The sequence below is a fragment of the Subtercola boreus genome (assembly GCF_003399645.1).
Classification (GTDB): Bacteria; Actinomycetota; Actinomycetes; order Actinomycetales; family Microbacteriaceae; genus Subtercola; species Subtercola boreus_A.
The window spans coordinates 104,399-118,066 of the sequence record NZ_NBXD01000007.1 but is presented as its reverse complement, the minus strand read 5'-3'; the positions used below and the strand labels follow the sequence as shown (position 1 = coordinate 118,066).

General features: G+C 66.8%; 11 protein-coding genes and 1 tRNA gene. All 12 read right to left on the bottom strand.

All coding sequences use genetic code 11. The features are described from left to right. Nucleotides 1-77: 77 nt before the first annotated feature. Nucleotides 78-941, bottom strand: a complete 864-nt coding sequence (gene folD, locus B7R24_RS02870; protein WP_116417482.1) for a bifunctional methylenetetrahydrofolate dehydrogenase/methenyltetrahydrofolate cyclohydrolase FolD — start codon at nt 939-941, stop codon at nt 78-80. A 68-nt stretch (nt 942-1,009) separates the two neighbouring features. Further along, nucleotides 1,010-1,915: a formyltetrahydrofolate deformylase gene (gene purU / locus B7R24_RS02865; RefSeq protein ID WP_116417481.1), complete on the bottom strand. Its 906-nt coding sequence runs from the start codon at nt 1,913-1,915 to the stop codon at nt 1,010-1,012. Nucleotides 1,916-2,009: 94 nt separating this feature from the next. After that, nucleotides 2,010-2,834, bottom strand: a complete 825-nt coding sequence (locus B7R24_RS02860; protein WP_116417723.1) for a TrmH family RNA methyltransferase — start codon at nt 2,832-2,834, stop codon at nt 2,010-2,012. 107 nt (nt 2,835-2,941) lie between these two features. Further along, on the bottom strand, nt 2,942-3,538 hold the full coding sequence (locus B7R24_RS02855) for an isochorismatase family protein (RefSeq protein ID WP_116417480.1): 597 nt from the start codon (nt 3,536-3,538) through the stop codon (nt 2,942-2,944). Nucleotides 3,539-3,632: 94 nt separating this feature from the next. Then, nucleotides 3,633-5,069, bottom strand: a complete 1,437-nt coding sequence (locus B7R24_RS02850) for a D-alanyl-D-alanine carboxypeptidase/D-alanyl-D-alanine-endopeptidase (RefSeq protein ID WP_116417479.1) — start codon at nt 5,067-5,069, stop codon at nt 3,633-3,635. 127 nt (nt 5,070-5,196) lie between these two features. Then, nucleotides 5,197-6,180 (bottom strand): Gfo/Idh/MocA family protein, encoded by a 984-nt coding sequence (locus B7R24_RS02845; RefSeq protein WP_116417478.1) that lies wholly within the window; start codon nt 6,178-6,180, stop codon nt 5,197-5,199. A gap of 76 nt (nt 6,181-6,256) precedes the next feature. Continuing rightward, a tRNA-Thr gene (locus B7R24_RS02840) sits at nt 6,257-6,329 on the bottom strand. Between the two features lie 35 nt (nt 6,330-6,364). Beyond that, complete coding sequence (locus tag B7R24_RS02835) at nt 6,365-7,063, bottom strand: TetR/AcrR family transcriptional regulator (RefSeq protein WP_216363600.1); 699 nt, start codon at nt 7,061-7,063, stop codon at nt 6,365-6,367. Between the two features lie 54 nt (nt 7,064-7,117). Next, nucleotides 7,118-8,734 (bottom strand): alpha/beta hydrolase, encoded by a 1,617-nt coding sequence (locus B7R24_RS02830; RefSeq protein ID WP_253259242.1) that lies wholly within the window; start codon nt 8,732-8,734, stop codon nt 7,118-7,120. Further along, nucleotides 8,731-9,894 carry a DNA polymerase III subunit delta' gene (locus B7R24_RS02825; RefSeq protein WP_116417476.1) on the bottom strand — a complete coding sequence of 388 codons (1,164 nt, stop codon included), beginning with the start codon at nt 9,892-9,894 and terminating at the stop codon, nt 8,731-8,733. The genes B7R24_RS02830 and B7R24_RS02825 overlap by 4 nt, the downstream gene beginning before the upstream one ends. Nucleotides 9,895-9,903: 9 nt before the next feature. Beyond that, the gene (tmk, locus tag B7R24_RS02820) at nt 9,904-10,563 is read right to left on the bottom strand and encodes a dTMP kinase (RefSeq protein ID WP_116417475.1); all 660 of its coding nucleotides are present in this window, start codon (nt 10,561-10,563) and stop codon (nt 9,904-9,906) included. Further along, nucleotides 10,560-13,469 (bottom strand): type I DNA topoisomerase, encoded by a 2,910-nt coding sequence (gene topA / locus B7R24_RS02815; RefSeq protein WP_116417721.1) that lies wholly within the window; start codon nt 13,467-13,469, stop codon nt 10,560-10,562. Before topA ends, tmk begins: the two co-directional genes overlap by 4 nt. Nucleotides 13,470-13,668 lie beyond the last annotated feature (199 nt).

Genomic DNA, 13,668 nt, shown 5'->3' with positions numbered 1-13,668 from the left:
GGCCCGCCACCGCGCCGGCCCCCCAACGCACCCGCCCGCCAGCGCGCCGGCCCGCCACGGTGTGGGCCCGCGGGCGGTCAGCCGGTGAGCGTGTGCTGCAGTTCCGCCGCGCGGAGCGTGTTCGCGAGCAGCATCGCGATGGTCATCGGCCCGACACCGCCCGGCACCGGAGTGATCAGGCTCGCCACCGGCGACACCGCCGCGAAGTCCACATCGCCGCTCAGGCCGTCGGGCCCGCGGTGGATTCCCACGTCGATCACCACGGCGCCCGGCTTGACGAAGTCGGCATTGACCAGCCCCTTCACTCCGACCGCAGCCACGATCACATCCGCCGATCTGCATATCCCGGCCAGGTCCTTCGTGCGGGAGTGCGCGATCGTCACTGTCGCATTGCGGTTCACCAGCAGCTGCGCCACCGGTCGCCCGACCAGCTCTGAACGCCCGATCACCACGACGTTCGCGCCCTCGATCGGCACGTCGTAGGCATCGAGCAGCTCGATCACACCCGACGGCGTGCACGGCCGCAGCCCCTTCTTACCCTGGGCGAGCAGCCCCACGCTCATCGTCGTGAGGCCGTCGACGTCTTTCTCGAACGGAATCAGCTCGATCAGCGAAGCGGCATCGAGATGTGCGGGAACCGGCAGTTGCAACAGGATGCCCGACACCGCCGGGCTCGCAGCGAGCTCCCTCAGCAGGCCTTCGACCTCCTGCTGCGTCGCGTCTTCGGGCAGATGCTGGTGCAGGTCGGCCATTCCCGCCGCCACCGACGACTTGCGCTTGCTCGCCACGTAGACCTCGGATGCGGGGTCGCCCCCGACGAGCACGGTTGCGAGGCCGGGTTGAACGCCCGTTCGCGCCACGAACTGCGCGACGTCGCCCTTCAGCTGTTCACGAACGCGGGCGGCGACCGCTTTACCGTCGATGATGCCGGCTTCAGCCATGCTCTTCTCCTTCACAGTCACGCTCTTTTTAGAACTCTCCACAGATAACGAAGTGGCCGCCGAAGCGACTAGAGGATGGTGGTGGAATTCCCGTATGTCATCACACGATCTTCGCAATGCCACTTCACCGCACGGGCGAGCACGCTGCGCTCGACTTCCGCACCCCGCCGTTCGAGCTCGCCGACACTCTCGCGGTGGCTGACGCGAACCACGTCCTGTTCGATGATCGGTCCCTCGTCGAGGTTCGCTGTGGCGTAGTGCGCTGTGGCCCCGATGAGTTTGACGCCACGCTCCTTCGCCTTGAGGTAGGGACCGGCGCCGGCGAAGGCCGGGAGAAAGGAGTGGTGGATGTTGATCACCGGGCAGCCGACGCTGTCGAGAAAGTCGGCGGAGAGAATCTGCATGTACCGCGCCATCACGACCAAGTCGACCTTGCCGGCCAGCAGTTCGAGCTGCTCCGCCTCGGCCTCGGCCTTGGTCGCCCGCGACACCGGAATGTGCACGAACGGAACACCGAAACCCGCCACATCGGCAGCGAGGTCACCGTGATTCGAGATCACCAGGGTCACGTCCATGTCGAGGTCGCCACGCTTGTTGCGCCACAGAAGTTCGAGCAGGCAGTGATCGTACTTCGAGACCATGATGGCCACGCGCTTCGGCGACGCCACGCTGGTGAAGGTGTAGGTCATACCGAAGCGGCGCCCGACCTGCCGGGCGAAGTCACGATCGAGATCGCCGAGGCGCGCCGCCAGGTCATCGCAGTGAAAGACGGTGCGCTGAAAGAACTCGCCGTTCTCCGAGTCGGTCGAGAACTGGCCGAGTTCGACGATGTTGGCGCCGTGCTCAGCGAGAAACCCGGCCACGGCTGCCACGATCCCCGGCTGGTCGGAGCACTGGATGCTCAGCCGGCCCATGTCAGAGGGAGGAGGGGTCGCGGGTCGGGCGTCGGCGAACGCGGGCTGTTCGGGCACCATGTGCGGGCGATCTCCTCGGTAGAAATGTGTCGATACAACGGTAACGGGTCTGGAGGGCCTCCCCTGACCCGCGATGGCTGTGGCGACTCGGGCGTCAACCCGACAGGGCCCAGAGCGCCACCGCACTGGCCGCTGCCACGTTCAGGGAGTCGATTCCGTGCGCCATCGGGATGCTCACGACCGTGTCTGCCGCAGCGAGCGCCTCCGGGGTGAGCCCATCTCCCTCAGCACCGAGCACCAGAGCGAGCCGGTCGGGTCGGGCATCCCTGGCTTGAAACTCACGCAGTGAGACGGCGTCGGGGCTCAGGGCGAGCGCGGCGATGTGGAAGCCCGCCCCCTGGAGGGTCGGGCCGAGTTCTGACCAGTCACCGGTGCGCGTCCACGGAACCTGCAGCACAGTGCCCATGCTGACCCTGATCGCGCGTCGATAGAACGGATCGGAGCAGCGCGGCGTCACCAGCACGGCATCCGCGCCGATCGCGGCGACGGAACGGAAGATCGCACCCACGTTGGTCGGGTCGGCGACGTTCTCGAGCACGACGACGAGACGGGCATCCGCCAGCAGGTCGTCGACCGTGGCGAGGGCCGGTCGGTTCATGGCAGCGACGATGCCACGGTGCAGAATGTAGCCGGTGAGTTCAGCGAGCAGTTCTCCGGGGCCGACGAAGATCGGAGTAGATGCGGCGTGGTCACCGAGAGCAGCCACGGCGTCATCGACCGAGCCCCCGAGCGCCAGCACAGAGCGCGGCACGTGCCCCGCACGCACGGCGCGCTCGAGTACGAGGGCAGACTCGGCGAGGTAGACCCCGTGCTCAGAACTGCGAGCCTTGCGCAGCGCCACATCGGTGAGGTGGGAGTAGTCCGCCAGCCGCGGGTCACTCAGCTCATCGATCTCTAGGAGGTGTGCTCCTCCCCCCATGCCGGGTTCAGCGCTCAGCTGCACGCTGCCCACGCCAGGCTCAGCGCTCAGCTGCGCGCCCGCGCCCAGGCTCACGCCTGCGCCGGGCCCCGGGATGAGCGGGTCGCTCACTCCGCGTCGACCGAAGCCGAGACGATCAGCTCTGCGCCTGCGTGCCCCAATTCGGCGAGCGCGGCCTGGCTCGACGCGGGGTCGACACCCGCCACCAGGTCGGTCAGAATGCGCACCCGGCGGCCGTGCTCGATCGCATCGAGAGCCGACGCCCGAACGCAGTAGTCGGTTGCCAGGCCCGCGACATCCACCTCGGCCACGCCGTGCTCATCGAGCAGCTGGTGAACGGTGCTGCCCTCTTCGGTCGTGCCCTCGTAGATGGAGTAGGCGGGCTCACCCTGCCCCTTCCGCACATGGAACGTGACCGCCTCGGCCGTGAGAGCGTCGTGGTATTCGGCACCGTTGGTTCCGGCGACGCAGTGCACGGGCCAGGTCGTGATGAAGTCGGGCGCCTCGCCGGTGGCGAAGTGACCCCCGTTGTCGTTCTCGGCGCTGTGCCAGTCGCGGGAGGCGAAGACCACGTCGTAGGTGTGCGGATGCTCGGCCAGCAGTGTCGAGATGCCCCGAGCGACCGCAGCACCCCCCTCGACCCCCAGGGCGCCGCCCTCGGTGAAGTCGTTCTGCACGTCGATGATGAACAGGGCTTTCGCCACGGCGGGCTCCTCCTCGGTGGGGCACGCACAGGGTTCCAGCGTGCCAGTGATGAACCCCACAATTCTACGACGCACCCCTCCGCCCGGGCCTGCGTCAGTTATTCGACAGTGCGTTCCCGCAGTTGTACACACCCACTGTGAGTGCGTCCAGTGCCTCCCGGCCCGAACCGATCTGACTGTCGAGCGCGAAGAACGCGAATGTCAGCACCGTGCCGTCGGCCGCGTGCACCACCCCGGCGAGGGTGTTCGCGGAATCGATCGACCCCGTCTTGGCGAACACTTTCCCGTCCACCACGGAATTCGATCCGGTGAAGCGGTAGGAGAGTGTGCCCGTCTGGTCGGCGATCGGCAATCCGTCGAGCAGCACGCCGAGGTTGCCCACCCGGGCGTCCACCCGGTCGAACAGTGCCGTGATGAACAGCGCCGACACAGCATCGTTGTCGCTGAGACCCGATCCGTCGACGATGACGAGGCCGTCGACGTTCAGACCGTAGGAGTCGTGCAACGCCGCCGGAATCGCCGTCTGGAGCGCCGAGAACGACGACCCCGCACCGAGCGCGATCGCCGTGAGCCGCGCGAGCATCTCGGCTTCGTTGTTGTCGGAGCGAAGCACGGCCTCCTGCACCATCGTCGAAACCGGCGCGGACTGCACGGCCCCGAGCACGGTGGCACCCGCCGGTGCGACCCCCGCCTGCAGCCGCGCGCCGGAGGCCACCGAACCGAGCGCCGACCGCAGCGCCTGCCCCGCCCGCCCGACCGGGTCGGTGCTTCGCGGGGAGGTGTCGGCCGATGGATTCGCTCGATCGCCGTCGACCATCAGAGCCGTCACCTCGGCGGTGGATCCCTCGGTCTGTTCGACCCGGCTCCATGAGGGCTGCCACGTGTCCCCGGAGAACAGCGACGAGTCGAGCACGATCGACGTGATCTCCCCACCTCCGGCCGACGGATCTGCTGCCCACGCCGCCTTCACCTGCGCGGCCAGGTCGAGAATCGACGCACTGTCGTTGTAGATGTTCGACGATCCGCTCGCCAGCGTGACATCACCGCCGCCGACCAGCACCACCTGCCCCGCCTCAGCGCCCCGCACCACGCTGGTCGTCACTGGGTGGTCAGGTCCGAGCACGGCGAGCGCCGCAGACGAGGTGAGCACCTTCATCACACTCGCCGTGCGTGAGAACTGGTCACCCGATCGGTCGAACAGGATGCTGCCGGTCGCCGCATCGCGCACGACGCCCTGAAAGGTGCCGAGCCCCGCCGCTGACGCCAGCGCACTGACCGAACAGGTGCGGATGATCGTGGCCGGTGCCGCAACAGCGGGTTGGGGCCGTCTCTCCGGCACGGCGACCGTCGAGATCGGTGCGGGAACGGCGGTCGCGGTGGCGGTGAGCTCCGCGGGCGGTGCCGCCTGGGCCGAGGCGAAAGCCGCTCCTCCAGCGAGCGACCCTGCCGCCAGCAGGCCGACGACCACCCAGGCCGCCGCTAGCCGCACACCGCGCCACGAGCGTTTCTGCGGGGCGGAGTGGGCGGGCATCCGGTCAATGTACCAGCCGACCCTGCACGGGCTCGAAGCGCCCGAACCGTCGGTTGCAGCTCCCAGCCGCAGCCCGCCCGAACCGTCGGTTGCAGCTCCCAGCCGCAGCCTGCCCGAAGCGCCGAACCTACTCGCCCGGGTAGACCAGCCCGATCTGCCGCCGCACCTCGTCGAGCACACCCATGATGGCGACGCTCTCAGCGACCGGGAGCAGGGGGCTCTCGTGCTCGCCCGACGCGACGACACGCTCGAACTCCCAGGCCTGGTACTGCATGCCCCGGGAGACGACCGGGTGATCGAACTCTTCGATCACGTTCTGCTGAGAGTCGATCACCCGGAACGTCGTCGGTGCATACCAGATGCGATCGATGTCGATTCGGCCTTCTGTTCCGAGAACCGAGGCCGCGGTGGGGCCTGCCGTATCGAGCGCCGTGTGCAGTACAGACTGGCGGCCGCCGTCGTGCTCGAGCACGATCGCGGTCTGCCGATCGACACCCGTCTCGGTGGGCGACGACGTCGCGATCACCCGTGTCGGCAGACCGAGCACGTCGACGGCGAAGGAGACGGGGTAGATGCCCAGGTCGAGCAGCGCCCCGCCACCGAGCTCGGGTGCGTTGATGCGGTGCGCCGGGTCGGAGGGGAGCTTCTGGGTGTGGTCGGCAATGACGGTGCGCACGTCACCCAGGGTGCCCGCCGCGATGATCTCCCGGATGCGCACCATGTGCGGCAAGAACCTCGTCCACATGGCCTCGAGAACGACGACACCTGCCGCGGCGGCCGCATCGGCGATCGCCTGGGCTTCACGCTCATTGACCGTGAACGACTTCTCGACGAGCACGTGCTTGCCCGACCGGATGGCCAGCAGAGCGTTCTGTTCATGGAACGGATGCGGCGTGGCGACGTAGACCACGTCGACATCCGGATCGCTGGCCAGGGCCTCGTAGCTCGCGTGGGCGGTCGGACTGCCGAACCGCCCCGCGAACTCATCGGCGGAGACCTGCGAACGAGAGCCCACAGCGGTGAGTTGCAACCCGTTCGCCAGGAGATCTGCCGCGAACGAAGCCGCAATGCCACCCGTTCCGAGAATTCCCCATCGAAGTCCCTGTGGCATCTGTGCTCCCTCGCATGTGTGGCCCGACTCACCGTCAGACAGAAAAAAGGCCCGGATCTCCCGGGCCTTCAGATCGGGCCGCCTATCAGAATCGAACTGATGACCTATTCATTACGAGTGAATCGCTCTACCGACTGAGCTAAGGCGGCCTGGCCGGCAAGAGTCACCGGCACAGCAAGCAATCTTATAGGAGTGTTTGCAGCTCGCGGAACGAATGCGTCAACAGCGTCGACATCGACTGGGTCTCCGCCGCGGCCGCCCACCTCGCCCAGGCGTGCCGCATCGTGGCGATGGAGACCATGGCAATGAGACGGGCGCGTTCGCTGATCACCGCCTGATCGGGTATTTCGGTACCGGATGCTCCCTGCCGCGCATCCGTCACCAGCCGCTCTTCGATCGCTCCGGTGAGCTCGAGCTCGAATTCGTGCATGCTGGTAATTCTCTGCACGAGCAGGTGGGGGTAGTCGCGTACGACCATCTTGCGCAACTGGTGCATCTCCAGGTCATGGTCGTCGGTCTCGGCCATGGAGCGCATGATGACAAGGAGCCCGTCGAAGATCGGCTGCCCGGGCCCGGCGGCGATGAAGGTCTGCACATCGGCGGATTTCAAGGAGAACGGGGACTCACCGAGAACCGCAGACTCTTTCGAGGAGAAGTAGTTGAAGAAGGTGCGCGGCGACACGTCTGCCCGGCGGCTGATCTCGTCGACAGTGACGTTGTCGAGGCCCTTGTCGCGGCTCAACTCCAGAACGGCGCGCTGGATGCTACGGCTGGTGGCGCGGCGTTTGCGCTCGCGCAGCCCCACATCGGGAAGCTCTTCCGGGCCCCCGTCGGAGGCCGGGGCCGATGGGGCTCCAGCTGCAGTGCTGATAGCGGTACTCACGATGTCAATTGTTGCAGACACCGCAAGAATGTGACAGGACCGTGCCCGCAATCATCACCGGGTGCACCGCGGGTCTGAACTGGGAGCGTCGCCGGTGAGGAAGTACTCGTCGACGAGCGAATGCACGCACGACGATGTTCCGTAGGCGGTGTGACCCTCGCCGACGTAGGTGATCAACTGCGAGCCGGTCAGCTGCTTCGACACCGCGACCGCGTCTTCGTACGGCGTAGCCGGATCATCGGTCGTTCCGACGACGAGGATGGTCGGGGCACCCGTATCGCTCACCGGAGCGGGCGTGCGCGTCGCCGGCACGGGCCAGTTCGCGCAGCCGATGTCTCCGTAGGTCCACCACGGGCCGAAGGTGGGAGCAGCGGCGATGAGCTCGGCATTCTGCTGGGCGATGGTCGCGGCATCCGTCACCGCCGGGTAGTCGAGACAGTTGATGGCCGTGAAGGCTTCGGTCTGATTGTTCTGATAGCTGCCGTCTGCGTTGCGACCGTTGTAGGCGTCTGCCAGTTGAAAGGCCAACTCGGCATTGCCCTGCTTCACCTGGGCGATCATCTGTGAGAGGTAGGGCCAGCTGCTCTGGGTGTACAGCGGGTAGAAGATCGCTGTGAGCAGGCTGGCCGACCCGAGCTTGCGGCCATCCGATGCGGTGATCGGTGTGGTGTCGACGGCGTTCAGGAGGGTCTGAACCTGCATCGTGGCATTGTCCACGGAGCCCGAGAACGGGCATCCGGAACCCTGCAGACAGTCGGTGAGGTAGGCCTTGAGGGCGCCCTCGAAACCCTTCGCCTGGCCGATGCTCGACGCGAAGCCAGTCGACGTGGGATCGACCACGCCGTCGATCGTCATGCGGCGAACCTTGTCGGGGAAGAGCGTCGCGTACTCGCCGCCGATGAACGTGCCGTAGGAGTACCCGAGGTAGTTGAGGCCGGTGTCGCCGACGGATGCACGCAGGGCGTCGAGATCGCGAACGGTGCTCTCGGTGTCGATGGTACCGAGCAGGGCACCCGTTCCTGACTTACAGCCGTCACCGAACGCTTTCGCGCTGGCGTTCGCTGCGGTCAGCCACTCGGCCGAGCCACGCTTGCCGGGGATGATGTCGTAGAGGTAGGCGTCCATCTGGGCCGACGTCACACAGGTGACAGCCGACGATGCACCGACACCCCGCGGGTCGAACCCCACGATGTCGTACTGCTGCTGAACAGAGGGGTCGACGGCGAAATCGACGCTGTCTTTGACGAAATCGAGAGCAGAGACGCCGGGGCCGCCGGGATTGACGAAGAGGGTGCCCTGGCGCGTGCCGCTCTTGGCCGGCTGCTTGATGAGGGCGAGAGTGATGGTGTCGCCGGTCGGCGCGCTCCAGTCGAGCGGTACCACAGCCGTCGTGCACTCGAAGCCGTTGTCACAGTCCGTCCAGGCGAGGGTCTGGTCGTAGAACGGCTTGAGGTCGGCTGCAACGTTCTCGCCCGTGGGGGTCGAGGTGCCTGCGGGCGCACCCGTGGACTGGCCGGAACCCGAGGCCGCGCCGCTGCCGCTGCCGCCCGATGCGAACCAGGTCGTGCAGCCCGAGAGAGCGAGAACGGCGATCGCGGCCATTCCGACGCCACCGAGAACCCGGCGACGCATGCGGGTCGGTGGCCGTTCGGTGCGGTGCTGTTCTGTCACGGAAGGACCTTTCGTGGTGCGGTGCGCGGCAGAGCCACGGTGATGAGCATGGCCTCGAGGGCTAGGGCGGGGGTGACATTCGCGGCGATGCGGCGTCGGGCGTCGGAGATCGCATCCATGATGGCCAGGGTGTCGGCCGGTTCGCCCTGCTGCGCGAGGGCATCGACCTTCGACTGGATGGCGGCGTTGATGGGTTCGAGGCTGGCAGCGAGTTGCTGCAGCAGCACGTCGCGGTAGAGCGAGAGCAGGTCGACGAGAATGCGGTCGATACCGTCGCGGAGGCTGCGCGTCGAACGACGCTTCTGGTCGTCTTCGAGCGCCTTCACCTGTGAGCGCAGTGCCATCGGTACGGCCTGGCCCGGCTCGACGCCGAGCGTTCGCAGGGTGTTCTCGCGCTCGTGGGCGTCGCGCTCCTCGGTGATCGCCTGGGCGTCGTCTTTCGCGAGCTCGAGCAGCCGAGCTGCGGCCATGACCGCCTCCGGCACACTCCGGATGCCCAGGGCCACCGAGAGCGTCTCATCCCGTCGCGCTCGGGCCTCCGCGTTCGTGGCCAGACGGTGGGCCATGCCGATGTGGCTCTGCGCCTCACGCGCCGCGCGCCGCGCGGTCTCGGGGTCGACACCGTCTCGACGCTCGAGCAGCCGGGCGACGTCGTCGACGGCCGGAACGCGAAGCCGCACGGAACGCACCCTCGATCGGATCGTCGGGAGGAGGTCGGCTTCGCTGGGCGCGCAGAGAATCCAGACGGTTCGCTCGGGCGGCTCTTCGAGGGCCTTCAGCAGCACGTTGGAGGTTCGCTCCACCATCCGGTCGGCGTCTTCGATGACCATCACGCGGTAGCGCGAGACCGAGGGCGAGAACTGTGAACTCGACACCAGCGAACGCACCTCCTCGATGGAGATGATCACCCGGTCGGTGCTGAGCACGGCGAGGTCGGGGTGAGTGCGGGCCGCGACCTGCCGGCAGTCACGACAGTGGCCGCATCCGCCGTCACGGCAGAGCAGGGCAGATGCGAAAGCGTAGGCGAGGTTCGAGCGACCCGAGCCGGGAGGCCCGGTGATCAGCCACGAATGGGTCATGGCGCCGCCGACGTTGCCGGCGGCATCCTTGAAGAGGTCGATCGCCTCTGACTGGCCGGTCAGCTCGCTCCACACGCTCATACGCACAACCTACCGGGCAGGGCTGACGAGAAGCGGTGTGAGACGGTGTCGAATGCGGGCCGAGATCTCGGCCGGCGAGAGCGCCCCGTCGACGACGACGAACCGCTCGGGCTCGGCCTTGGCAATTGAGAGAAACGACTCGCGAACACGCCGGTGAAACTCGTTCTTCTCGGCCTCCAGCCTGTCGAAACGCTTCTGTGCACTGTTCAGCCGTTCGCGCGCGAGAGATTCGTCGAGATCGATGAGCACCGTGAGGTCGGGAACCAGATCTTCGGTCGCCCATTCGGAGAGCCGCCGGATCTCAGCCCCGTCGAGCACCCGGCCGGCACCCTGGTAGGCGACCGATGAGTCGATGTAGCGATCCTGGATCACCACCTCGCCTCTGTCGAGAGCGGGCCTGACCTTCGTGGCGATGTGCTGGGCGCGGTCGGCCGCGTACAGCAGCGCCTCGGCGCGCGGCGTGATGTGGCCACGGCTGTGCAGCACGATCTCGCGCACCTCGAGCCCGAAGTCGGTTCCACCGGGTTCGCGGGTGCGCACGACCGTGCGACCGGAGGCGACCAGCCACTCCTCGAGCAGGGCGGCCTGGGTGGACTTGCCTGCGCCGTCACCGCCCTCGATGGTCACGAAGAGGCCGGGTTCGACCGATTGCCCAGCTCGACCGGTCACTTTTTGGGAGCAGCCTTTCGAGCGGGAGCCTTTCGGGTGGTCGCGGCAGTCGCGCGCTTCGCTGGAGTGCGCGGCTTCGCCGGGCCCTTCGCACGCTTGTCGGCAAGAAGCTGCACGGCCCGGTCGAAGTCGATCTCCTCGATCGTCTCTGCCTTGGGAATGGTGGCGTTCGTCACTCCGTCGGTGACGTAGGCGCCGAAACGACCGTCTTTGATCTTGATGGCCTTACCGCTCTCGGGGTCGGGCTCGTCAAAGTCTTTCAGAGCACTGGATGCACGGCGAGCGCCGTACTTCGGCTGGGCGAACAGCTCCAGCGCCCCGGGAAGGTCGATCTCGAAGATCAGGTCTTCGTTGTCGAGTGAGCGGGTGTCGGTTCCGCGTTTCAGATAGGGGCCGAACTTGCCGTTCTGCGCGGTGATCGTCTCCGAGAGTTCGGGGTCTTCGCCGACGGTTCGCGGCAGTGCCAGCAGCTTGAGAGCCGTATCGATGTCGATGGCGGCGAGATCCATCGACTTGAACAGCGACGCAGTGCGCGGCTTGACGGCGGCAGCCTTGGCGGGGGCCTTTTTCGCCGCCGGCTTCTTGGCCGCGGGCTTCTTCACTGCCTTGGTGGCCGTGGTGGCCGTAGTGGCGCCCGTGCCCGTGGCAGCGCCGGCGGCAGCGGTCGCTGCCTCGGCCGGAGGCTCGACCAGGAGTGCGGCTGCGGCGAGCAGGGCTGCGGCGGCCTCGGCCTCCTGCTCGGCCGTGAGTTCGGGGTCGACCTCGGTCACGTAGGGGCCGAACCGGCCATCCTTCGCGACGATGTTCTTGCCGTTCTCGGGGTTGACCCCGATCACGCGGTCGACGACGACGGGTGCCTCGATCAGCTCGACGGCCTTCGTGAGGGTCAACTCGTCGGGAGCCAGCTCGGGCGGGATGTTGACCCGACGGGGAGGCTTGACCTCGCCTGTGGCGAGATCGACCTCGGCCTCCTCGGCGACCTCGAGGTAGGGGCCGTACTTTCCGATGCGGAGGGTTATCTCATCGGAGAGCGGGATCGAGTTGATCGCCTTCGCGTCGATGTCGCCCAGATTGTCGATGACGCTTCGGAGACCCCGGTGGCCCTCGTTGCCGAAGTAGAACCCGTTCAGCCAGTCGACGCGATCTTCTTCACCGCCGGCGATCTTGTCGAGGTCGGACTCCAGTTCGGCCGTGAACTCGTAGTTCACGAGCTCGGAGAAGAACTCCTCGAGCAGACGGATGACCGAGAACGCGATCCAGTTCGGAACGAGCGCCTGCCCGCGCGGCGTCACGTAGCCACGATCGATGATGGTCGAAATGATGGAGGCGTAGGTCGACGGGCGGCCGATTCCGAGCTCGTCGAGCGTCTTGACCAGGCTCGCCTCGGTATAGCGCGGGGGCGGGCTCGTCTCGTGACCGGCTGCCTCGACCTCCACTGCGCGGAGCTTCTGGCCCGTGGTGAGGGGGGGCAGTTTCGACTCGGTCGGATCGGTCGACGCGTTGCGGTCTTCGTCGAGGCTCTCCTCGTAGGCGAGCATGAAGCCCCGGAACGTGATGACGGTGCCACTCGCGGAGAACTCCGCGACGGTCGTGGCGGTGAGGCCGTCGACCGGGGTGGGGCCAGCGGTGATCGTCACAGAGGCCGTGGAACCCTTGGCGTCAGCCATCTGCGAGGCGACGGTGCGCTTCCATATGAGTTCGTAGAGCTTGAAATCGTTGCCGCGGAGTGCAGACGCGACCTGCGACGGGGTGCGGAAGGTCTCGCCGGCTGGGCGGATGGCCTCGTGGGCCTCCTGCGCGTTCTTTCCCTTGCCCGAGTAGAGCCGGGGCTTGTCGGGCACTGTCTCAGCGCCGTAGAGCGACGTGGCCTGGCTGCGGGCCGCATTCAGGGCCTGCTGCGACAGCGACGGAGAGTCGGTACGCATGTAGGTGATGTAGCCGTTCTCGTAGAGCGACTGCGCAACGCTCATCGTCTGTCGGGCCGAGAAGCGCAGCTTGCGCGCCGCCTCCTGCTGCAGAGTCGATGTGGTGAACGGCGCCGCCGGGCGCCGTGTGTAGGGCTTTGACTCCACGTTGGCGACCTGGATGCCGACGCTCGGGTCTTTCAACGCAGCGGCGAGCGAGTGCGCCTGCGATTCGCTGAGCATGCTCGCTGTGCTCTTCAGCTTTCCGGACTCGTCGAAGTCGCGACCGGTCGCGATACGCTCGCCGTTCACCCTCACCAAGCGCGCAGCGAACTGCTGGGCATCCGACCCCTTCTGCACGGCGTCGGCGAGAGTGGCGTTCAGGTCCCAGTAGCCGGCGGCCGTGAAGGCGAGGCGTTCACGCTCGCGTTCGACGACCAGACGGGTGGCTGCCGACTGCACCCGACCCGCGGAGAGGCCGGGGCCGACCTTCCGCCACAGAACGGGCGAGATCTCGTAGCCGTAGAGCCGGTCGAGAATGCGGCGCGTCTCCTGTGCGTCGACGAGGGCCTCATCGATGTCGCGGGTGTTGTCCCTCGCGTGCTCGATGGCCTCTTTGGTGATCTCGTGGAACACCATGCGGCGCACGGGCACCTTGGGCTTCAGCACCTCGAGCAGGTGCCATGCAATGGCTTCGCCCTCGCGGTCTTCATCAGTTGCCAGGTAGAGCTCGTCGGCGTTGGCCAGGGCTTTCTTCAGTTCTGCGACGGTCTTGCGCTTCTCGGCCGAGACGACGTAGTAGGGAGCGAAACCGTTTTCGACGTCGACGGAGAACTTGCCGAGGGAGCCCTTCTTGAGCTCCGGGGGCAGGTTCTTGGGCTCGACGAGGTCGCGGATGTGCCCAACCGAGGCCTGAACCTCATAGCCGTCGCCGAGGTACTGGGCGATGGACTTCACCTTGGTTGGTGACTCGACGATGACGAGCTTTCTCGGGCCTGACACGGGCGCTCCCTGAACACTGGATGTGATGTGGTGACTGCCGCCTGGAATCTCGAAGAAGATCTCTGACAAGAAGGAGCGGCGAACCTGACGGGCGCTGGGCCCATCAGGGTCACCATACACACCATCAGATGACGTTAACCTCATTTGGCCGTGGGCTAAGCGCTCAGCGAACGAAGGGTTCACCCCTTGCGGGTTCGGC

Bases quoted from the DNA above. Each gene is read 5' to 3' on its own strand.
- B7R24_RS02845 (WP_116417478.1), bottom strand. From the start codon at position 6,180: ATGCCACAGGGACTTCGATGGGGAATTCTCGGAACGGGTGGCATTGCG.
- B7R24_RS02860 (WP_116417723.1), bottom strand. From the start codon at position 2,834: ATGGGGGGAGGAGCACACCTCCTAGAGATCGATGAGCTGAGTGACCCG.
- B7R24_RS02850 (WP_116417479.1), bottom strand. From the start codon at position 5,069: ATGCCCGCCCACTCCGCCCCGCAGAAACGCTCGTGGCGCGGTGTGCGG.
- B7R24_RS02825 (WP_116417476.1), bottom strand. From the start codon at position 9,894: ATGAGCGTGTGGAGCGAGCTGACCGGCCAGTCAGAGGCGATCGACCTC.
- purU (WP_116417481.1), bottom strand. From the start codon at position 1,915: ATGGTGCCCGAACAGCCCGCGTTCGCCGACGCCCGACCCGCGACCCCT.
- folD (WP_116417482.1), bottom strand. From the start codon at position 941: ATGGCTGAAGCCGGCATCATCGACGGTAAAGCGGTCGCCGCCCGCGTT.